Annotated in this window: 17 protein-coding genes; 12 read left to right on the forward strand and 5 right to left on the reverse strand. The window is 49.5% G+C overall.

Annotation, left to right across the window (positions count from 1 at the left end; genetic code table 11):
* Positions 1–10: 10 nt before the first annotated feature.
* Positions 11–1,129 (forward strand): beta-ketoacyl-ACP synthase III, encoded by a 1,119-nt coding sequence (locus H141_RS0112415; protein ID WP_019676598.1) that lies wholly within the window; start codon positions 11–13, stop codon positions 1,127–1,129.
* A gap of 87 nt (positions 1,130–1,216) precedes the next feature.
* On the opposite strand, the gene H141_RS0112420 is transcribed toward H141_RS0112415, so the two are convergent.
* Positions 1,217–1,525: an isoamylase early set domain-containing protein gene (locus H141_RS0112420; RefSeq protein WP_019676599.1), complete on the reverse strand. Its 309-nt coding sequence runs from the start codon at positions 1,523–1,525 to the stop codon at positions 1,217–1,219.
* A 489-nt stretch (positions 1,526–2,014) separates the two neighbouring features.
* Here H141_RS0112420 and H141_RS0112425 point away from each other — a divergent pair, with 489 nt between their 5' ends.
* The 4 genes from H141_RS0112425 to H141_RS20240 are packed head-to-tail and all read left to right on the forward strand — an operon-like array spanning position 2,015 to position 8,725.
* Entirely contained in the window at positions 2,015–3,250 is a 1,236-nt protein-coding gene (locus tag H141_RS0112425; protein WP_019676600.1) for an efflux RND transporter periplasmic adaptor subunit, read from the forward strand.
* Between the two features lies 1 nt (position 3,251).
* Positions 3,252–6,761: an efflux RND transporter permease subunit gene (locus H141_RS20235; RefSeq protein ID WP_019676601.1), complete on the forward strand. Its 3,510-nt coding sequence runs from the start codon at positions 3,252–3,254 to the stop codon at positions 6,759–6,761.
* 44 nt (positions 6,762–6,805) lie between these two features.
* Positions 6,806–8,413, forward strand: coding sequence for an L-lactate permease (locus H141_RS0112435; RefSeq protein WP_019676602.1), 1,608 nt, complete (start codon positions 6,806–6,808; stop codon positions 8,411–8,413).
* A 54-nt stretch (positions 8,414–8,467) separates the two neighbouring features.
* The gene (locus tag H141_RS20240; protein ID WP_019676603.1) at positions 8,468–8,725 is read left to right on the forward strand and encodes a putative signal transducing protein; all 258 of its coding nucleotides are present in this window, start codon (positions 8,468–8,470) and stop codon (positions 8,723–8,725) included.
* Between the two features lie 63 nt (positions 8,726–8,788).
* On the opposite strand, the gene H141_RS0112445 is transcribed toward H141_RS20240, so the two are convergent.
* The 3 genes from H141_RS0112445 to pabB form a co-directional block, all read right to left on the reverse strand.
* Complete coding sequence (locus tag H141_RS0112445) at positions 8,789–10,171, reverse strand: L-serine ammonia-lyase (RefSeq protein WP_019676604.1); 1,383 nt, start codon at positions 10,169–10,171, stop codon at positions 8,789–8,791.
* Between the two features lie 308 nt (positions 10,172–10,479).
* On the reverse strand, positions 10,480–11,082 hold the full coding sequence (locus H141_RS0112450; RefSeq protein ID WP_019676605.1) for a CoA pyrophosphatase: 603 nt from the start codon (positions 11,080–11,082) through the stop codon (positions 10,480–10,482).
* The gene (gene pabB, locus H141_RS0112455; protein ID WP_019676606.1) at positions 11,072–12,460 is read right to left on the reverse strand and encodes an aminodeoxychorismate synthase component I; all 1,389 of its coding nucleotides are present in this window, start codon (positions 12,458–12,460) and stop codon (positions 11,072–11,074) included. The genes H141_RS0112450 and pabB overlap by 11 nt, the downstream gene beginning before the upstream one ends.
* A 114-nt stretch (positions 12,461–12,574) precedes the next feature.
* On the opposite strand from pabB, the gene H141_RS0112460 reads away from it, so the two are divergent.
* The 6 genes from H141_RS0112460 to bktB all read left to right on the forward strand — a co-directional run bounded on the left by H141_RS0112460 (position 12,575) and on the right by bktB (position 18,672).
* A complete protein-coding gene (locus H141_RS0112460; RefSeq protein ID WP_019676607.1) occupies positions 12,575–14,107 on the forward strand; it encodes a fumarate hydratase in 1,533 nt (510 codons plus the stop codon).
* 69 nt (positions 14,108–14,176) lie between these two features.
* Positions 14,177–16,207 carry a S9 family peptidase gene (locus H141_RS0112465; protein WP_019676608.1) on the forward strand — a complete coding sequence of 677 codons (2,031 nt, stop codon included), beginning with the start codon at positions 14,177–14,179 and terminating at the stop codon, positions 16,205–16,207.
* 170 nt (positions 16,208–16,377) lie between these two features.
* Positions 16,378–16,746 (forward strand): MmcQ/YjbR family DNA-binding protein, encoded by a 369-nt coding sequence (locus tag H141_RS0112470; protein WP_019676609.1) that lies wholly within the window; start codon positions 16,378–16,380, stop codon positions 16,744–16,746.
* 80 nt (positions 16,747–16,826) lie between these two features.
* Positions 16,827–17,078, forward strand: a complete 252-nt coding sequence (locus H141_RS0112475; RefSeq protein WP_026349427.1) for an antitoxin — start codon at positions 16,827–16,829, stop codon at positions 17,076–17,078.
* The gene (locus tag H141_RS0112480) at positions 17,075–17,479 is read left to right on the forward strand and encodes a type II toxin-antitoxin system VapC family toxin (RefSeq protein ID WP_019676611.1); all 405 of its coding nucleotides are present in this window, start codon (positions 17,075–17,077) and stop codon (positions 17,477–17,479) included. The genes H141_RS0112475 and H141_RS0112480 overlap by 4 nt, the downstream gene beginning before the upstream one ends.
* Positions 17,476–18,672 carry a beta-ketothiolase BktB gene (bktB, locus tag H141_RS0112485; RefSeq protein ID WP_019676612.1) on the forward strand — a complete coding sequence of 399 codons (1,197 nt, stop codon included), beginning with the start codon at positions 17,476–17,478 and terminating at the stop codon, positions 18,670–18,672. Before H141_RS0112480 ends, bktB begins: the two co-directional genes overlap by 4 nt.
* A 19-nt stretch (positions 18,673–18,691) precedes the next feature.
* Here the strand turns inward: bktB and H141_RS0112490 are convergent, their stop codons facing one another.
* Positions 18,692–19,336, reverse strand: coding sequence for a DsbA family oxidoreductase (locus H141_RS0112490; RefSeq protein ID WP_019676613.1), 645 nt, complete (start codon positions 19,334–19,336; stop codon positions 18,692–18,694).
* A gap of 226 nt (positions 19,337–19,562) precedes the next feature.
* On the opposite strand from H141_RS0112490, the gene H141_RS0112500 reads away from it, so the two are divergent.
* Entirely contained in the window at positions 19,563–20,672 is a 1,110-nt protein-coding gene (locus H141_RS0112500; RefSeq protein WP_476726723.1) for an S-(hydroxymethyl)glutathione dehydrogenase/class III alcohol dehydrogenase, read from the forward strand.
* The last annotated feature ends 187 nt before the right edge of the window (positions 20,673–20,859 follow it).

The raw sequence follows: 20,859 nt of genomic DNA on the forward strand, positions 1-20,859 counted from the left end.
GTGTAATTTAATGCAAAATATTGTAATCAGTGGCTCAGGGTTGTTTACACCCACCGCTACCATCAGCAATGCAGAGCTGGTTGCCAGCTATAATCAGTATGTCGACTTGTTTAATCAGCAGCATGCTAACGAAATAAGTGCCGGGCAATGTGTGGCATTGGAATATTCCAGCTCCGAGTTTATTGAAAAAGCCTCCGGTATTAAAGCGCGGCATGTTTTGTACAAAGAGGGCATTCTTGACCCGGATATAATGCACCCGGTTTTTCAGAAACGTGATGAAAATACCCCGCCTGAAATGGTAGAAATGGCGGTTAGCGCAGCACGTGAAGCCATGGCACAAGCTAATAAGACTGCAGCTGACATTGATTTAGTTATTTGCGCGGCTTCCAATATGCAGCGGCCTTATCCGGCACTTTCAATTGAGTTGCAGCAAATATTGGGGGTTGAGGGTTATGCTTATGACATGAATGTAGCTTGTTCTTCAGCAACTTTTGCCATTAGTAATGCCGCAAATGCTATCCGGGGTGGTACCGCCAAAGTGGTATTGGTGGTTAATCCTGAATTTGCTTCACCGCAGGTGGATTATAAAAACAGGGACAGTCATTTTATTTTCGGTGATGTTTGTACCGCAACCATTATTGAAGCACAAAGCAGCTGTACTGCCGATAATGCCTTTACTATTCTGGGTATGCGTCTGAAAACCAGTTTTTCCAATAATATTCGTTGTGATATCGGTTATACAGAACATTGCTTTGCCCAAACTGATCCTAAAGTACCGTTCTTTAAACAGCAGGGGCGTAAGGTGTTTAAAGAATTATTGCCGATTGTGGCTGAGGTTATTCAGGCTGAAATGGCGGCGCTGCATATCAGCCCGGATCAGTTAAAGCGGCTGTGGCTGCATCAGGCCAATATTAATATGAATATTTTCGCTGCCAAGAAAATTCTGGGGCGGGATCCGTTACCAGAAGAAGCACCGCTGGTACTTGATAGTTATGCCAATACCGCATCGGCTGGCTCTATCATTGCGTTTCACAAAAATAAAACCGGGCTGAACAGCGGTGATAAAGCCGTACTATGCTCGTTCGGCGCGGGCTATTCGGTGGGATGCCTGATCCTGCAGCGTTGCTAAGCCAGCATAAACTGTTAAATCAGATAGGAAAGCGTGCAGGCAGTAGCCAAATCAGCCACTGCCTGACGTTTTAATATTTAAGACCCGTTATACCCGGATTACCGAGTTATGGTCATACGATAATGGCGACGGTAGATAGGCATCAGCGGCATCATCATTTAGCCAGGTTCCACCATTAACCAGATAACGGAATTGATATTCGCGATCATTATCCAGAGTCAGGCTGGCACTGAAATCACCTTTCTTACTTTTTTTCATCAGTAAAGCGCTGGGGTCCCAATCGTTGAACTCGCCAAGCAGAGCGACTGATTCAGCATCAGCTAATTGCTCAGCGCTCAATTTAAACGTGACTTTGCAAACGGGTTTCGATTTTAAATACTGTTTGGTGATACTCATGTTGATTCCCTCAATCTGGCTGCGTTGTCAGCCTGCTTAAGCACAGTGACGGTGCGATAGTGAATTCTGTACGCTATTTGTGACTGTAAATACTACGCGCAAATTATGATTGAAAAATGACCAATCAGATCACTGTTGCTACCATAAAACAGGGTGGGGCAATCGGCAAATAACTTTAAGTTGTAGTGTTATAACTGGCAGTCAAACGGTTGTTTTAATTATTGGCGTTTGTAACAAAACATTTCGAAATATAAATAGCATAGCAAGCCTGGTGCGTGTTAGCTGTACCGAAGGTTTACCACATATGAAGCGCTAAGCCCTGTTATTAATGGCGTGTAGCGTAGTGGAATGATTTTAAATTAATTTAGCGAAGCTAAAACGCAAGCGGTACGTGGCTATATCAGGATACAAAGATTAACAGTCGCCGGCATACATTTATTGCTGTAACTATTATGATGTAGCTAGTTAAATTTGACAGGTGGGTAAGTAATGTCGTCTTTCTTTGTAAAAGTAATACTGCCGGTATTAGTTGTAATGGTTGCGATAGCCGGCGCTGTCGGGTTATCACAGTTGCGCCAGCCACCTGAAAAAAATGATGAGAGCCGGCCGGCAATTCTGGTTAATACGGCCGCTATCATGCCGGACAACATTATTTACCAGGTCAGCTCTCAGGGAATGGTAACGCCTAAACTGGAAACCAGCTTAATTTCTGAAGTTAACGGCCGGGTTGTTGCCGTTGCTGATCAATTTGTTGCCGGTGGTTTTTTCAGTAAAGGTGACGTGCTGGTCACGGTTGAGCAAAGTGATTATTTAACTAACGTCAAAGCTGCCCAGGCAGCACTGGCTAATGCTCAGGCCATGCTGGCTGAAGAAAAAGCCCGGGTGAAAGTAGCTGAGGAAGAATGGCGTTCATTTACCGATGGTAGCGCGCCGGCGCTGGGCTTACGTCAGCCGCAGCTAGCCAGTGCTCTGGCCAGTGTCCAGTCAGCAGAGGCAGAGCTTGAGCGGGCAAAACGCGACCTGGCCCGCACTGAAATCCGGGCACCCTACGATGGCATGGTGCGCAGCCGGGCTGCCAATCTGGGGCAATTCATCAGCCGTGGTACTGTGTTAGGTAGTATCGTTGGCACTGATGTGGCTGAAATTCGCTTACCGCTAACTGATACCGACATGGCCTTTTTAGCGATGCCTGATGCTGATGGATCTGATAGCAACAAGGTGACACTGAGCAGTACCGTAGCAGGCCAGCAATTAACCTGGCCGGCAAAACTGGTGAGAACTGAAGGCATGCTGGATGAGCGCAGCCGGGTAATTTACGTGGTGGCCGAAGTGACTGACCCATATCAACGGAAAAACCAGGGCCGGCAGGTATTGAACTTTGGTCGTTTTGTTGCGGCGAGTATTGTTGGTACCCAGGCAGAGCAGGTGGTAAAAATAGCCCGCCATTTATTATTGCCAGGCAATCAGATACTGGTAGTTGATAAAGACAACACCCTGCAGTTTCGTCAGGTAACAGTCGACCGGGCCACCAGCGAGTTTGCTTATATTGCGGCGGGTTTAGCCGCAACCGACCAACTGGCGTTATCCGCTATTTCAAACCCACTGGCGGGTACTGTAGTGCGGGTAGCCGGGGCGGACAATGCTGATGACGAAACCGCAGAGCCAACTCAGTTGGCTGATGCCGCTGCCAAAAAAGCGGAAACAAACAGTGTAAAGGGGCAATAATATGGATACCAATAAAGGTATTATCGCCTGGTTTGCCCGCAACAGTGTTGCCGCTAATTTGTTGATGGCAATTATTCTGGTGGCAGGTATTGCTTCTGCGTTAACTATCAAGAAGCAGGCCTTTCCGGAAATTGAGCTGGAAGTGGTCAATATCCGCGTACCTTATCTGGGCGCTGCGCCGCAAGAAGTAGAAACCGGCGTTATTGATAAAATTGAGCAAAGCCTGCGTGGGGTGAATGGCATTAAGCGTATTCGTTCCACGGCAGTTGAAGGCCTGGCAACGATTCGGGCAGAAGTTGCGTCAAATTATGACGTGCAGGAAGTGATGGACGAGATAAAAACCCAGGTCGGGTCTATTTCCTCCCTGCCAGAACAAACAGAGCGGCCGGTGGTTTACCGGGTTAGATTTCAAAGCAATGTAATGTGGTTGTCGCTGTATGGCGATGCGCCTGAGCGCACGTTAAAAGAGCTGGCTAAAGATATCCGGGATGAAATTAAAAAGCAGCCGGGTGTCAGCAAAGTCGACGTGGTGGCCGCGCGGGATTATGAGGTGGCAGTAGAGGTACCCGAACTTAAATTAAAGGAATATGGTTTAACCCTGGATCAGGTAGTAGCAGCAATCCGGGCCAGTTCGGTCGATTTACCCGGTGGGGCTATTCGCTCCGAAAGTGGCAATATTTTGCTGCGTACCAAAGGCCAGGCCTATAATCAGGCCGATTTTGACAATATTGTGTTGCTTAAATTTGCCGACGGCAGCCGGCTGACTTTGGGTGACATTGCCACCGTGAATGATGGTTTTATTGAACGCAGCCGGCTGGCAACCTTTGATGGCAAAAATAGTGTCTCTATCAGAATTGATGCGGTAGGCGAAGATGATACTCTGCAAATTGCTGATACCGTAAAACAATACGTTAAAGACAAAAAAGCCAGTTTGCCGCCCAGCGTGCAGTTAGATTACTGGGGTGACTCCAGCTATTACCTGCAGGGCCGGCTTGATTTAATGTCCAGTAACCTGGTCTATGGTGTACTGCTGGTGCTACTGGCACTAACCCTGTTTCTGGAATTCCGGGTGGCATTCTGGGTAATGGTTGGTATCCCGGTGTGTTTCTTGGGCGCCCTTGCCATGCTACCGCTGCCGATGTTCGACGTTTCAATTAATATGATTAGCTTATTCGGCTTTATTCTGGTGCTGGGAATAGTGGTCGATGATGCCATTATTATCGGTGAAAGTGCTTACACCGAAATAGAGAAACGCGGTAAATCGACTGAAGCAGTTATTGCCGGCGCCAAAAAAGTCGCAATGCCGGCTACTTTCGGCGTATTAACTACCATTGCGGCTTTCGTACCCATGTTAATGGTGGGTGGTGGCATGTCTGCTATCTGGGAATCCATTGCCTGGGTGGTGGTACTGTGTCTGGTGTTTTCAATTATTGAATCAAAACTGATCTTACCTACCCATATTGCCAATATGGATACCAAACCATGGGATCCGCAAAAAGGCGGCATTTATGCGCTTGGCCGCTTTGGCAGCAACACCTTAAAACGGGTACGGGAAGCCGTGTCGCGCGTGCTGTTCCGGTTTGTTCATAATACGTATAAGCCTTTTATCGAAAGTTGTATCCGGCTGCGCTATCTGACCATGGCCTGTTTTTTCGCGATGCTGATTTTAATGTTTGGTGTGCTACGGGGTGGTTTTGTGCCCTGGGTGTTTTTTCCGGATATCCCAAGTGACTTTATCCAGGCCAATGTGCAAATGGAAGAAGGGGCGTCGAACGAAGCTACCGTGCTGGCGATGCAGGAAATCGAGCGGGCATTACTACGGGCTAACACTGAGCTTGGCCGTGAATATAATGAAGATGTGATTAAACATCGCCTGGTATTTTTAAACAGTGATACCGCAGGCCAGTTGGTGGTTGAGCTTGAGAAAAGCGAAAACCGCGAAATTGATGGCTTTGAAATTGCCCGGCGCTGGCGTGAGCAGGTACCGGAAATTCCGGGTTTAAAATCATTTAAAATTAACAGTTCTACCATGGGAGGCGGTGGCGCTGATATTGCGTTGCAATTGCGCGGTACCAATCTGGAAAACCTGCAGCTGGCTACCGAAGAGCTGAAAGCCAGGTTGGCAGAGTATGTTGGGGTGTTTGATATCGAAGATAACTTACTCGGTGGCAATGATGAAATTGTGCTGGCATTGAAACCTGAAGCTGACTTGCTGGGGATCAGCCTGGCTGATTTAGCCCGCCAGGTGCGCTATGGCTTTTATGGTGCTGAAGCGCAGCGCCTGCAGCGTAACGGTGAAGAAATCAAGGTTATGGTGCGCTACCCGCGGGAAGAGCGGCGCTCAATTGGTGATTTGGAAAATATGCGGATCCGCACCGCCAATGGTGGTGAAGTGCCATTTTCCCGTGTCGCCAGCTATACCATGCAACCCAGCTTTAGCGCGATTAACCGGGTGAATGGCGAACGGGCAGTTACTATTACGGCTGCTGCGGATAAAGCCTTAATTGAGCCGGGCGTGGTGGTGCGTGAAGTACAAACTAAAGTGATTAAAGAATTGGAGCAAAAGTATCTTGGCGTAACCGGGTCGTTAGACGGCGCCAGCCAGGACGAAGTTGATGCCAGGGTAGATTTAATGAAAGCGGCGGTACTGGCGCTATTTGCTATTTATGCACTAATGGCCATTCCGCTTAAGTCTTACAGTCAGCCGTTAATTATTATGAGTGTAATCCCATTTGGCCTGATAGGTGCTGTCGTTGGCCATATGTTGCTGGGGCTGAGCATGAGTATTATGTCCATTTTCGGCCTGGTGGCGCTGGCCGGGGTAGTGGTAAATGACAGCCTGATTATGGTTGATTTTGTTAACCGGGCCCGGGCGCAGGGCATCGCTATTAAGCAGGCGGTGGTTGAAGCGGGTACCCAGCGCTTCAGGGCAATATTACTAACCTCGCTCACCACCTTTGTTGGCCTGGCGCCAATAGTACTTGAGCGCAGCTTACAAGCCAAAATTGTGGTACCAATGGCAGTTTCACTGGCATTTGGTATCTTGTTTGCGACGGTAATTACCCTGGTGTTAATACCGGCGCTGTATGTGATCCTGGAAGATACTAAAAAAACCGTGCCGCAGGCCATCAGCAGTTTCAGCCGGGCAATCCGCAGCTATGCCATGTTTAATCAGGCCGATAGCCGCCGTGAGTTCTGGCAGTTTTTCTGGGTGCATATCGCCTTGTTACTGCTGTTGCTGATCATCGATGCTATTGTCGCTGCTATCGGCTTGTTGCCTAACGGCGTTATTGGCATGTCGTATTTAATTGCTATGACCTTACCGCTTGCTGCGGCAATCTGCCGCCGGTTAGTAGATCTACAATTCAGCCGCTGGTGGGCATTGTTGCTGCTTATTCCACTGCTTGGCTTTATTATTTTGCTGGTATTAATGTTATTCGGTGGTAAAAGCGCCCGGGACAACGCCGGATATACTACAGCCCATGCATCTGGCGAAATGTTGGCAAAATAGTGAATAAACAGAACCATTACAACTGGAGGCGTTAACCAGAACGAATGACTGCATTGCAATGGATAACAGCGGCCATGCCGCTGTTAAGTGTGTTTGTGTTGCTGGTGCTGCTGCGGCTGCCAGCGCGCCGGGCTATGCCGTTAAGTTTTGTTATCTGTGGGCTGTTGGCGTATCTGGTGTGGCAAATGCCGGTAGTTCAGCTGGCGGCAGCCACCGCGGAAGGGCTGGTGATAGCTGCTACTATTTTATGGATAGTGTTTGGTGCCATTTTACTGCTTAATGTCCTGCGGCAGACCGGTGCTATCGACGTTATTAAAGCCGGATTCGCTGCTATATCCCCTGATAAAAGAGTGCAGCTGATTATTATTGCCTGGTTATTTGGCAGCTTTTTAGAAGGCGCTGCCGGTTTTGGTACCCCGGCGGCCATTGCTGCACCTTTGTTAGTCGCGCTTGGTTTCACGCCGTTATCCGCAGTAGTGTTGGCATTGGTAGCCGATTCCAGTGCGGTATCTTTTGGGGCGGTCGGTACGCCGGTACTGGTTGGTATAGCTCAGGGGGTGCCGGGTATTGATGCCGATACTGTGCTGCAGGTAGCCCTTACCGCGATTAGTATTGATATCGCTGTAGCGTCCTGGTTGCCGCTATTGATGGTAGTGATGTTAACCCGCTTTTTCAGTAGCAAGCGCAGCTGGCGGGATGGCCTGGCTATTGCGCCCTTTGCCCTGTTAAGTGGTTTAGCGTTTACGCTGCCGGCTTATCTGGTGGCATTATTACTGGGCCCGGAGTTTCCATCGGTGCTGGGCGCACTTATTGGCTTAGCCATTATATGCACTGCCGCCCGTTACCGGGTGTTGCTGCCAGCCAGGCCCTGGTTATTTGATGCGGATAACATCACAACCGAAGCAGCCGTTCAGTCGCGTTTAGTTACCATACCCACCATGCCATTATGGCGCGCCTGGCTGCCTTATGGGTTAGTGGCAGTATTGCTGGTGCTGAGCCGGATCCCTGGCTTGCCGTTTAAGCAGGGCTTACAGCAATTCGCCTGGCACTGGCCGGCGATTTTTGGCACTGAACTTAGCGTTTCCGTAAGTCCGTTATATTTGCCCGGCAGCTTGTTTGTATTAGTGGCACTGCTCAGTTGTTATTTGCTAAGGGGTTCAACCAGCATGTTGCTAACCTCGTGCCGGCATAGCTACCAGATGCTGTTGCCCTCGGCTATTGCCCTGGCCGGTGCCGTACCCATGGTGCGGATTTTTTTGCAATCTGATGTGAATACTGCCGGGCTGCCGGCAATGCCAATCGCCCTGGCAACAGAGGCGGCCCGTTATTTAGCCGATAGCTGGTTGTGGATCGCGCCTTTTGTCGGTGCTTTGGGCTCATTTATTGCCGGCTCAGCTACCTTTTCAAATTTAATGTTTGGCAGCTTTCAACAAGCAATGGCCGCTGAAGCTAACTTGCCACTGACTTTAACGCTGGCATTGCAGATGCTTGGTGCCAATGCCGGCAATATGATTTGTGTGGTTAACGTGGTCGCGGCGGCCAGTGTCGTTAACTTGCATGGTCGGGAGGGGGATATCATTCGCTATACGTTGTGGCCGATGCTATTTTACTGTTTAGCGGCCAGTAGTGTGGCATGGTTGCTGTTAAGGTAATGATTTAGGGTAATGATGTAAGGTATAGGTATACAATAAAGTTATAAGGTAAATATGAAAATTATTTATAAAGCCAACGATATTTTAGAAGCGCACATTGTCGCTGGTATGCTGCAATCTTACGGCATTGAGGCGCATGTTGGCGGCCACTATCTGCAGGGTGCCGCCGGAGATGTGGCGCCGCTGGGTATTGCCAATATTCTGGTACAGGATGACGATATCGAACAGGCGGAGCGCATTGTTAGCCAATATCAAAACGGCGAAACCAGCAGCGAACCGGACGATCCGCTGCTGGCATCAGAGTCTTCTTAATACATAGCTTTTAGAAATAAATAGATTTCAGAAATAAATCGTTTTTAGAACGGGCACTTCCACTTAACATTCGATAATATTTACCGCCAGGCCACCGCGTGATGTTTCTTTATACTTGGTTTGCATGTCACGGCCTGTGTCCCACATAGTTTTAATTACTTTATCCAGCGATACTTTTTGATCACCACTGCCACGCAGTGCCAGCCGTGAGGCATTAATCGCTTTAATCGAGCCCATCGCATTACGTTCAATACAGGGTACCTGCACCAGGCCACCGACCGGATCGCAGGTTAACCCCAGGTTGTGTTCCATGCCAATTTCCGCTGCATTTTCAACATGCAGTGGTGTGCCACCCTGAATTTCAGTTAACGCCGCCGCTGCCATCGAGCAGGCTACGCCCACCTCACCCTGACAACCGACTTCGGCACCAGAGATAGAGGCATTTTTCTTATATAAAATGCCAATAGCAGCTGCTGCTAACAGATAGCGAGTCGCAATTTCCGGGCTGACCGGCTGAATAAATTTATCGTAATACATCAACACGGCTGGAATAATGCCGGCAGCACCGTTAGTTGGGGCAGTAACCACCCGGCCACCAGCCGCGTTTTCTTCGTTTACCGCCAGGGCAAACAGGTTAACCCAGTCCATTACCTGCAGCGGGTCGTTGCTTTTCTCTGACATCAGGCGTTTGTAAAGCGCCGGTGCCCGCCGCTTAACTTTTAAGCCACCGGGTAAAATACCCTCGGTTTTAATACCGCGATCAATACAGGCGCGCATGGTTAACCAGATATTGTTCAGCTCGCTTTCAATTTGAACCGGGCGTCGCAGTACTTTTTCGTTTTCCAGCATTAAGCCGGAAATTGATAAACCATTTTCCTTGCACAGTGCCAATAACTCGGCGCCGGATTCAAATGGAAAGGGCGGCGGGTTATCAGCAGCAAACTGACTGGCCGCTTCTTTTTCTTTGGCAAAGTCTTCGGCTTTGACAATAAAGCCGCCACCAATCGAAAAATACACTTCGCGCAGCAGTTCATTTTTGCTGCTGTCAAAGGCTACCAGTTCCATACCATTGGAGTGTTCTTTTAAGGTTTTGCGCCGGTGAAATACAATAGCGCCTTCACGCGGAAATTTAACGCTCTGGCTTTGGGCCAGTTGCAACTGCTGGCTGTCGTGTACCTGCTTTAATAAACCGTCGATGGTGTCCGGATCAATTGTTTCCGGTAAATAGCCCGACAAACCAAGAATCACCGCCTTGCCGGTGCCATGGCCCACGCCGGTCTGGCCCAGCGAGCCATATAGTTCTACTTTGATACTGGCGACCTTTTCCAGCAACGAGGCTTCGCTCAAGTTATCGGTAAATTTTTTAGCGGCACGCATTGGGCCCACAGTGTGCGAACTGGAAGGGCCAATGCCAATACTGAACATGTCAAAAGCACTGATAATCATATTGGGTATCTATTAGTTTACTTTATGAAATTGCGGCCATTGTAACGGAAGCGGGCCACTACTGTAAGCGGGTTGGTAACTGGTCGGGTGTTATTACAGCTTGTAAAGGCGCCAGAACTTTGGGGAAGGGTATTCGGACGAGAATCGGTTTGCTCTAAGCCAACCGTTGAAGCCCCGGACGGGCGGAAACGAGCCCCCAGGGATGGGTTCACGGCGTGTTGGCGTGAACAAACCGGTTCGACTCATTTTAGTCTATGCATTGGGTATTCAATGTTGTGTACCTTACTTTCCGTAAACTAAATCTTACATTAAGCCAGTTGCAAACAGAGCTGATGCATAATGGCGGCGGTGGCGCCCCAGATAAACTTATCCTGATACGGCATAAAATGCAGATCCCGGGTTTTACCCCGCAACGTTAGTGATAATTGATGACGGTTATGTTGTGGTAAGAAATGGCTAAGCGGCACTTCAAATACCGCTGCCACTTCCGATACCTGTAACTGATAGCTGCGCTGGGGACTAAGCAGGCCAACCCAGGGCTCGATAATAAAGCCGGTGGTGGTGTCTTGCGCGGGTAGGCGGCCCAGCAGGGTGACTTCAGTCCGTGCCAGGCCTATTTCTTCTTGTGCCTCACGCAGTGCTGCCTGGTTGCTGCTTTCGCCTGGTTCAATCCGGCCACCCGGAAAGCTGATTTGGCCCGGGTGATGGCGCAAATGCAAGGCGCGTTGGGTAAATAACACTTTAAGCTGATGACCGTAGTCGACAATGGGTACCAGTACAGCAGCATGCTGAGACGTGCTTTTCGGGCTGTCAGCCAGAGGCACCGGGCCTTGTTGCACTGGCAGCGGGCTAGCCGCCATCAGTTTATTGCGGGTTAATATAAAACGGCTGCAAAACTGCTCAGCCAGCATCAGCTATTTCCTCAGCTCTGTTCAGCTTAACCAACACCGGCAAAATTTTGTTTACCTTATCTAGGGTTTCCTGATATTCGCTGGCCGCTTCAGAGTCGGCAACAATACCGCCACCTGCCCAGCAATGAATTACGCCTTCACTGCAAACCAAAGTACGAATCGCAATATTAGTGTCCATATCGCCGTTGTTATTAATATAACCAATAGCGCCGCAATATACTGAACGCCGGTGTGGCTCAAGCTGTTCAATAATCTGCATTGCCGCTACCTTGGGTGCGCCGGTAATAGAGCCACCGGGGAAAGCGCCACGCAGTAAATCACAGGCGCTGTATTGCTCAGCTAAAGTGCCGGTAACGGTGCTGACTAAATGATGCACGGCCGGAAAGCTTTCAATGGCAAATAACTCCGGCACCGCAACACTGCCGATACGGCATACCTTGCCTAAATCGTTGCGCAGTAAATCCACAATCATTACATTCTCGGCCCGGTCTTTTTCTGCCTGTTGCAGCTGGGCAGCGGCTTGCTGGTCTAACTGCGGGTTGTGGTGGCGGGGCCGGGTGCCCTTAATCGGTTTGGTTTCAACCTGGCGGTTTTTTAACTGCAAAAAACGCTCGGGCGAAATGCTTAACACTGCGCCTTGCTCCAGATTGATAAAGGCCGAGAAAGGCGCGGCATTCGCTTCACGCAACGCCAGATAGGCCTGCCATTCATCGCCCTGAAAACCCGCACTGAAACGTTGCGCCAGATTAATCTGGTAGCAATTACCACTAAGTAAGTGCTGCTGAATTTTCTGGAAGCGTTGATTGTATTGCTGCTGGCTGATATTAGCCTGCCAGTCGCTGGTTAGTTGAAATGGCATTGCTGTTATGGCCTGCGCCAGCTGATGCTGCAATTTCTGCCAGTGCGCTTCGGCATCGTTATGGTAATCGACGCACCATAATTGCTGTTGCTGTTTGTCCAGTACCAGCGCCCAGCTGTATAAGCCTATCGCCATATCCGGTAATTGAATATCATGCTCGCTTTGCACCGGCAGTCGTTCCAGGTAGCGGCCCAAATCGTAACCAAAATAGCCCAGAGCGCCGCCGCTAAACGGCAGTTCACTGGCGGCAGGTGCTGGGAAATAGCGCTGTAGGGCGCAATCTAAAACCGTGAAGGGGTCTTGTTGGTAATCATGGTTGCCGTGTTCATCACGTAATGTCGTTACGCCACTGGCAGCGGTCAGGGTAGCCAGTGGCTGGATTACCATGATTTGGTAGCGACTGTTAGGGTGGCCATTGGCGGCCGAATCAAGCAACATCGCCCATGGCTTGCTGGCAAAATGAGCAAAATAGTCAGCCAAATCCTCTGGCGCGATGTCTGGAATTAAATACTGCTGCATAGAAGAGCTAGCCGCTGTTTTCGATGCGCGCTATCATACCAGCACAGTAGCCAATAGTTAATGGCGCCCCTGATTTTGATACTAGTCAGTATAGACATTAAAGGAAAAGTAAGCATGACGGTAATTCGCCAACAAGACTTTATCGAGAGTATTGAAGATGCACTGCAGTATATCTCCTATTATCATCCACTGGATTTTATTCAGGCGCTGGAGCAGGCTTACCATAAAGAGCAGAATCAGGCGGCTAAAGATGCTATTGCCCAAATCCTGATTAACTCGCGGATGTCGGCGGAAGGTCACCGGCCAATTTGTCAGGATACCGGTATTGTTACCTGTTTTGTCAAAATTGGTATGGATGTGCAATGGGATAAAACCGACCTGACCGTGCAGCAGATGGTCGACGAAGGTACCCGTCGTGCTTATTTAAATCCGGACAACCCATTGCGTGCTTCTATCGTTGCCGACCCGGCTGGTGCCCGGAAAAATACCAAAGATAATACGCCATCGGTGGTGCATATCGATTTAGTTGCCGGCCATCATGTCGAAGTGATGATTGCAGCTAAAGGCGGCGGCTCAGAAAACAAAACGAAAATGGCCATGCTGAACCCGTCTGATTCTATTGTCGACTGGGTACTGGAAACCTTACCAAAAATGGGCGCCGGCTGGTGTCCGCCGGGCATGCTTGGCATCGGTATTGGCGGCACAGCGGAAAAAGCCGCAGTACTGGCTAAAGAAGCACTGATGGAGCCGGTTGATATTCAGGAGTTAATTGCTAAGGGCGCTGAAACTGCTGATGAAAAGCTGCGCCTGGAGCTGTACGAAAAAGTAAACAAACTGGGCATTGGCGCGCAGGGTTTAGGTGGGTTAACCACTGTGGTTGATGTAAAAATTAACAGTGTGCCTACCCATGCTGCCAGCTTGCCGGTGGTGATGATCCCCAACTGTGCCGCTACCCGCCATTTGCATTTTCACTTAGATGGCAGTGGTCCGGCCGATATTAAGCCACCAAAACTGGAAGACTGGCCACAGGTTACCTGGGAGCTGGGTAGTAAGGTGCGGCGGGTCAACCTCGATACCATTACCCCGGCCGATGTGCAAAGCTGGCAAGCGGGTGAAACCGTGCTGTTAAGCGGTAAAATGCTGACCGGCCGTGACGCTGCCCATAAACGGATTGCCGATATGCTGAATAAAGGTGAAGGCTTGCCTGAAGGGGTCGATCTGCGTAACCGCTTTATTTATTACGTCGGTCCGGTAGATGCAGTGCGGGACGAAGTAGTAGGCCCAGCCGGCCCGACAACTGCCACCCGGATGGATAAGTTTACCGAAATGATGTTATCGCAAACCGGTTTACTGGGGATGATTGGTAAATCCGAGCGTGGTGATTTAACAGTAGAAAGTATTAAAAAGCACAAAGCGGTGTACTTAATGGCAGTGGGCGGGGCGGCCTATCTGGTGTCAAAAGCCATTAAGAAATCGCGGGTAGTGGCCTTTGCCGATTTAGGGATGGAAGCCATTTACGAGTTTGAAGTAGAAGATATGCCGGTTACGGTAGCGGTAGACTCCAACGGCAATAACGTCCATAAACAAGGCCCGGCAATCTGGAAAGCGAATATCGCTGAACTGGACGCTAAGCTAAAAGCAAAATAATAATACGATAACAGCGCTGGTTTATACCGGCGCTTTGCTTTGATATTGATATCCTGAAGGGGAGCGACAATGAAATACTCACTGATGCTGTTAACTGCTTTAGCGGCAGCACCTCTGGCGGCGCCACTTGCAGCGAAGGCGCCGTTAACGGTAGAACACCTGAATCAGTTTAATAAGATTAATGCCATTAGCCTGTCAAACGATGGCCGCTATCTGGCGTATGTGCAAAGCAACGGCGGTTTCGCTCCGGCTGATCACAGCACTGACATTTACTTAAAAGACTTGCGCCAGGACAGCCCGGCTAAACGCTTAACCCAAAGTACTGCCAGTGAACGGGCGCTGGCGTTTAGCCATGATGGCCAACACTTATATTTTATTGCCAATCGTAGTGGCAGCAATCAGGTATGGCGTTTGCCGCTAAGCGGTGGCGAAGCGCTGCAACTTACCGATTTACCGCTACCGGTTGAGGGCTTTAAAGTCGCGGCAGACGGTAAAACAGTGGCGCTGTCGCTGGCGGTATTGCCGGGTTGCGACACGTTAAAATGTACGGTAGATGCAAAAGCCGCTGAGCAAGAGCGCAAAGACAGTGCGCTGGCGTATGACAGCCTGATGGTGCGGCACTGGGACCATTGGCGCACACCTTACCGCAGCCAGTTGCATGTTGCGGCTATTGCTGATGGCATGGTGACCGATGCTAAAAACCTGATAAGCGACTGGGATACCGATATTGCTGGCATCGAACAGGTGGCTTTCACCCCGGATAATCAGCATCTGGTATTCAGTGCTAAAGCACCGGGTAAGGATCAGGCCTGGCACACTAATTTTGATATTTATCAGGTATCGGTTAATGGCGGTGAGAAAATAAACTTAACCGCTGACAATCAAGCTTGGGATGCCAAACCAAAGTTCTCGGCAGATGGCCGCTTTATGGCTTACTTAGCCATGACCAAACCAGGTGCTGAAGCTGATCGCTTTGGTTTAATGTTACTGGATATGGTGACCGGACAGCGCAAAGAGCTGGCAGCAGATTTTGACCGTTCAGTCAGTGACTATCAGTTCGGTAGCGACAACCGGACTATTTATGTCACCAGCCAGGATGTCGGTCAGTACAGTATTTTTGCCATTAACACCAGTTTTGGCGATGTGCGTAAAGTATACGGTAACGGCTACGCTGGTAATTTACAGGTGGCTGGCGACAAATTGGTGTTTACCAATCACCGCTTAGATATGCCCACCGAAGTATTTGCAATTACTAACGATGGCGGCCAGCTAACCCAGCTAACCGATATCAATGCTAAATGGCGGGAGCAAGTGCAGTTTGGTGACTACGAGCAATTCAGCTTTAAAGGCGCCAATGATGCCACAGTATATGGATATCTGGTTAAACCGTGGAACTTTGATGCCAGCAAAAAATACCCAATGGCGTTTTTAGTTCATGGCGGGCCGCAGGGTAGTTTTGGCAATATGTTTAACGAGCGCTGGAATGCTCAGATGTATGCCGCTAAAGGTTATGCCGTGGTAATGGTCGATTTTCATGGCTCTACCGGTTATGGCCAGGCGTTTACCGATTCCATCAGTCGTGATTGGGGCGGTAAGCCGTTAGAAGATCTTAAAAAAGGCTTTGAGTATATCGTCAAAGCTCAACCGTGGATTGACGGTAACCGTGCCTGCGCACTGGGTGCATCGTACGGCGGTTATATGATGAACTGGATTGCCGGTAACTGGCCAACGGGCTTTAAATGTCTGGTTAACCACGCCGGTCTATACGATATGCCAAGCTTTTATGGCAGCACCGAAGAGCTCTGGTTTCCGGAGTTCGATTTAGGTGGACCCGCCTGGCAGGAAGGCAGTGATTATCAGAAATTTAACCCGGCAGCGCATGCTGATAAATGGCAAACGCCGATGCTGGTTATTCACGGTTTAAAAGATTACCGGGTGCCTTATGCCCAGGGGCTGGGGGCTTTTACCAACCTGCAACGCAAAGGTATTGATTCGCGCCTGGTGATTTTCCCGGATGAGAACCACTGGATCTTAAATAAAGATAACCGGGTGCGCTGGTACGGTGAAGTGTTTGAATGGCTGGAGAAGTACACTAAATAATAGAAATGTACAGCAGTAAACGACCATGACTCCGGTTACTGCAGAAGTCGGTTTGCTCACGCTGACACGCCGTAAACCCATCCCTGGGGGCTCGTTTCCGCCCGTCCAGGGCTTCAACGGTCAGCTTAGAGCAATCCGACTCCTGCCTTTCAATTAAAGGAGTGCGTCCCATGTTCAACTTTCAACAATGCCGTGATTATTGCCTGATGCAACTGCAAAGTGTTGAAGATTTTCCTTTTGGGCCGGATGCCTACGTTTATAAAGTTGCGGGTAAAATTTTTGCAATCTTAGGCGAAGAGCAGGGCATCGCGCGGGTAAATTTAAAGTGCGACCCGACAGAGGCCTTAATACTGCGCGATATATTTGCCGCGGTCAGCCCTGGCTATCATATGAATAAACAGCATTGGAATACAGTGTTACTCGATTGCAGCGTGCCGGACAACGAAGTTAAACGGCAGATAGACAACTCTTATCAACTTATCGTCAAAAGCCTGCCCAAAGCGAAAAGACCGGTATTTATTTCGGGTTCAATAGCTTAAAAAATCCACGATGCCTGCCTTGACAATGCCATGTGCCAAGCCCAAAATACATACAGCCCAGTGTGTACGTTGAGGTGCCTATGTCAACAATAAGTCGAGTTTTCATGAATGGCAATAGTCAGGCTGTACGTATCCCGCAGGAGTTTCGTTTGGATACAAATACGGTTGAAATCAGTCGTAACGAGCTGGGAGACTTGGTTATTCATCCTTTGCCACAAAAGCGTGGCGAAGCATTGATGGCTGCACTGGGTGGTTTTGATCAAGACTTTGTTGAAGAACTTGAAGCAGAATACCAGGCTCAGCCTTTGATGCAAGAAAGGGAAGAACTGTGATCTATCTGCTTGATACGAATATTCTTATCTACCTGTTAAAAAACAACCCGCCCTCTGTTGCTGCACATATTGACACCTTACCTGCAGAGGCCCAGTTAAGAATGTCATTTTTTACTTATGCAGAGTTATTGAAAGGGGCGCAGCGAAGTAGTAAAAGCGCTGAAGTGATGCGAAAACTTGTTGTATTGACGCGGCAAATTCCAGTTTTATATCAATCTTCTGCTGCACTGTGTCTGCACTATGCTGAGCAATTTAATCGTTTAAAAACTGCTGGCACACCAATAGGCGCTAACGATTTATGGATCGCCAGTCATGCGTTGGCTGAAAACGCTATATTGGTGACCAATAACACACGAGAGTTTAATCGCGTGACAGGACTGACGGTAGAGAACTGGGTATGACTATTTTGAACTTAACGGATGTAGTGATATTAGAGGGTGCCCGCACAGCTATTGGTAGCTTTGGTGGCAGCCTGGCCGGTTTAAGTCCGGCAGAGTTGGGCACAGCGGCCGCGACAGCGGCGATAAGCCGTAGCGCTGTGACGCCAGCAGATATTGATCATGCGGTGTTTGGCCATATTATTACTACTGGCCCGGCAGATGCCTATCTGGCAAGGCATATAGCGCTTAACAGCGGCATTCTGCCTTCATCTGCTGCCTTTAACGTTAACCGCTTATGTGGCTCCGGGGTACAGGCCGTGATCTCAGCCGCGCAGCAAATTCAGCTGGGGCAAAGTAGCATAGCCCTGGCAGGCGGTGCTGAGAGCATGAGTAACGGCGCTTACTTACTGCCCGACGTGCGGCGTGGCTTGCGGATGGGCCATGCTACAACTATCGATCTGACTCTGGGTATTTTAACCGACCCGTTTGGTAGTGGCCATATGGGTGTTACTGCCGAAACCATTGCCGACCAGTATGGCTTAAGCCGTGCAGATTTAGATGCCTTTGCTGCGCAAAGCCATAGCCGGGCCGCGTATGCGCAGCAGCAAGGCTATTTTAACGAGCAAATAGTGCCGATTACGGTTAAAGCTGGCCGCACTGAAAGCGTATTTGCCGAGGATGAGCATGTCCGGCCGGATACCAGCATTGAAAGCTTAGCTAAGTTAAAACCAGCATTTAAAAAAGATGGTATTGTTACCGCAGGTAATGCCTCAGGCTTAAATGACGGGGCGGCTGCTATGGTGCTGACCAGTGTGGCTGAGGCCAACCGGCGCGGTTTAAAGCCGCGCGCTCGCCTGCTAGGCTGCAGTTTTGCCGGGGTAGCACCCGGCGTAATGGGCCTGGGACCGATACCGGCGGTAAAACAGGTTTTAGCGCAAAGCGGCTTAAATATTGCGGACCTGGACGTGATTGAGTCAAATGAAGCTTTTGCTGCCCAGGCCTTGGCGGTAAGTCAGGCACTGGGATTGGACCCGGCAAAAGTAAACCCGAATGGCGGCGCTATCGCGCTGGGCCACCCGGTAGGGGCAACCGGTTCTATTTTAATCATTAAATTGCTGGCCGAGCTTAAGCGCACGGCTGGCCGCTATGGTTTAGTGACCATGTGCATTGGCGGCGGCCAGGGTATAGCGCTGCTGCTGGAGTCGTTGCAATAGCGCTACAGTTTGCCGGCGCTTAAGCACTTTCGCTGGCGATTTGTTGCAGTGACTGGGCCAGTTGCGCTGGCTCCTGTGCGCCGGAAATCAGGTATTTATTGTTGATGATAAAGGCGGGGACCGACGAAATACCGGCCTGCTGGTATTTGGCAATATCTGTTGTCACAGTATCAGCGTAGTCATTACCTGTCAGGATCCGCTGTGCCTCGGTCCTATCCATACCAGCCTGTGCCGCGCAAGCCGCTAACACCGCTTTGTCAGCAACATCTTTTGCTTCACCAAAATATGCATCAAACAGTGCCAGCTTCATTTCTGTTGCTTTATTTTCGGTGGCCGCCCATTTCACCAGGCGGTGGGCATCAAAGGTATTACAGGTAAACCGCTGCTGCATCTTAGTAAAATTAAGGCCAAGCTCGGCAGCGATATCCATCATATTGGCCTGGGCAGCGCGCATTTCATCTTCATTGCGGCCATATTTGCGACTCAGCGCCGGCAAAATAGGCTCTTGCGGTGCATTTTTATCCGGGTTTAGCTCAAATGCGTGCCATTCCAGTTCGGTGTTAAGTTCAGGCAATGTCGCTAAAACTTGCTCTAATCTGGCATAGCCAATCGCACACCAGGGACAGGCAATATCCGATACCAAATCTATTTTCAGGGTTGTCATTAGGTTGCACTCTCGCTGTTCAAATTTAAGCAGAACGCTAACATAGTTAATAATAAGTACAAGCAAGCCTGCGTCAAAGCGCCTATTTTTAAGCTTAGCCGTAAAAAATAAGTTACGGCCAAACCTGAGATCAACAACCCTGATATGGAAAATAATAAAACCGCGTTATAGTGATAACCGCTAAGCAATTCGCAATATTATAAATTAAGGACTCCGTATGAAGATGATCAAAACCCGCGCCGCCGTCGCCTGGGGCCCAGGCCAGCCGTTATCGATTGAAGAAGTCGATTTAATGCCACCACAAAAGGGCGAAGTGCTGGTAAAAATCATTGCCAGCGGGGTATGCCATACCGATGCTTTTACCTTATCAGGTGAAGACCCTGAGGGTATTTTTCCGGCCATTTTAGGCCATGAGGGCGGTGGTATTGTTGAGGCAGTAGGTGAGGGCGTAACGTCAGTGGCAGTGGGCGATCATGTCATTCCGCTGTATACCCCGGAGTGCGGTAAATGTAAGTTCTGTTTATCGGGTAAAACCAATCTATGTCAGGCGATTCGTGCCACCCAGGGCAAAGGCCTGATGCCGGATGGTACTACCCGGTTCTCCAAAGACGGCAAGCCAATTTATCACTATATGGGTACTTCAACCTTTTCGGAGTACACCGTATTGCCGGAAATATCACTGGCGAAAATAAATAAAGAAGCGCCGCTGGAAAAAGTGTGCTTGCTGGGCTGTGGTGTTACCACCGGCATGGGTGCGGTAATGAACACGGCCAAAGTAAAAGAGGGCGATACCGTTGCGGTATTTGGCCTGGGTGGTATTGGTTTATCGGCGATTATTGGTGCGGTAATGGCCAAAGCCAGCCGGATCATTGCCATTGATATTAACGAAGATAAGTTTGATATCGCCAAAAAACTGGGCGCAACCGATGTGGTAAACCCAAAGAAATTCGATAAGCCCATTCAGGATGTTATTGTTGAAATGACCGACGGCGGCGTTGATTTCTCGTTTGAATGTATTGGCAATGTCAATGTGATGCGCTCAGCGCTGGAGTGCTGTCACAAAGGCTGGGGTGAGTCGGTAATTATCGGCGTGGCCGGTGCTGGCCAGGAAATTTCAACCCGGCCGTTTCAACTGGTGACCGGCCGGGTATGGCGTGGTACCGCCTTTGGTGGCGTAAAAGGGCGCAGCGAACTGCCGGATTATGTCGAGCGTTATTTAAAAGGTGAGTTTGAGCTGGATACCTTTATTACCCACACTATGCCATTAGAGCGGATTAACGAAGCCTTTGATTTAATGCATGAAGGTAAGTCAATCCGGACTGTAATTCACTTTTAAAAATTAATTATTCTGGCTCAGTACACCCAAGTATTTTGCGTAAAGATAATGTCAGAACAGAGACGGATTAGAACCCCGTTTTGGGCGCCACAGAGTGTCTGAGCGAGCGCGCAAGCGCGAACGAGTTGCTGTGGCGAGCCAGGGCGGGCGTTGTAATCTGTCTCTTTAACACTAAACGAGACATTTT

The sequence above is a fragment of the Arsukibacterium perlucidum DSM 18276 genome (assembly GCF_000382165.1).
Lineage (GTDB): Bacteria > Pseudomonadota > Gammaproteobacteria > Enterobacterales > Alteromonadaceae > Alishewanella > Alishewanella perlucidum.

Excerpts from the sequence above, each read along its gene's own strand:
- H141_RS0112475 (WP_026349427.1), top strand. The coding sequence starts at position 16,827 with ATGTCAACAATAAGTCGAGTTTTCATGAATGGCAATAGTCAGGCTGTA.
- H141_RS0112420 (WP_019676599.1), bottom strand. The coding sequence starts at position 1,525 with ATGAGTATCACCAAACAGTATTTAAAATCGAAACCCGTTTGCAAAGTC.
- H141_RS0112450 (WP_019676605.1), bottom strand. The coding sequence starts at position 11,082 with ATGCTGGCTGAGCAGTTTTGCAGCCGTTTTATATTAACCCGCAATAAA.
- H141_RS0112465 (WP_019676608.1), top strand. The coding sequence starts at position 14,177 with ATGAAATACTCACTGATGCTGTTAACTGCTTTAGCGGCAGCACCTCTG.
- H141_RS0112415 (WP_019676598.1), top strand. The coding sequence starts at position 11 with ATGCAAAATATTGTAATCAGTGGCTCAGGGTTGTTTACACCCACCGCT.
- pabB (WP_019676606.1), bottom strand. The coding sequence starts at position 12,460 with ATGCAGCAGTATTTAATTCCAGACATCGCGCCAGAGGATTTGGCTGAC.
- H141_RS0112460 (WP_019676607.1), top strand. The coding sequence starts at position 12,575 with ATGACGGTAATTCGCCAACAAGACTTTATCGAGAGTATTGAAGATGCA.
- bktB (WP_019676612.1), top strand. The coding sequence starts at position 17,476 with ATGACTATTTTGAACTTAACGGATGTAGTGATATTAGAGGGTGCCCGC.
- H141_RS0112425 (WP_019676600.1), top strand. The coding sequence starts at position 2,015 with ATGTCGTCTTTCTTTGTAAAAGTAATACTGCCGGTATTAGTTGTAATG.
- H141_RS0112470 (WP_019676609.1), top strand. The coding sequence starts at position 16,378 with ATGTTCAACTTTCAACAATGCCGTGATTATTGCCTGATGCAACTGCAA.
- H141_RS20240 (WP_019676603.1), top strand. The coding sequence starts at position 8,468 with ATGAAAATTATTTATAAAGCCAACGATATTTTAGAAGCGCACATTGTC.
- H141_RS0112490 (WP_019676613.1), bottom strand. The coding sequence starts at position 19,336 with ATGACAACCCTGAAAATAGATTTGGTATCGGATATTGCCTGTCCCTGG.
- H141_RS0112445 (WP_019676604.1), bottom strand. The coding sequence starts at position 10,171 with ATGATTATCAGTGCTTTTGACATGTTCAGTATTGGCATTGGCCCTTCC.
- H141_RS20235 (WP_019676601.1), top strand. The coding sequence starts at position 3,252 with ATGGATACCAATAAAGGTATTATCGCCTGGTTTGCCCGCAACAGTGTT.
- H141_RS0112435 (WP_019676602.1), top strand. The coding sequence starts at position 6,806 with ATGACTGCATTGCAATGGATAACAGCGGCCATGCCGCTGTTAAGTGTG.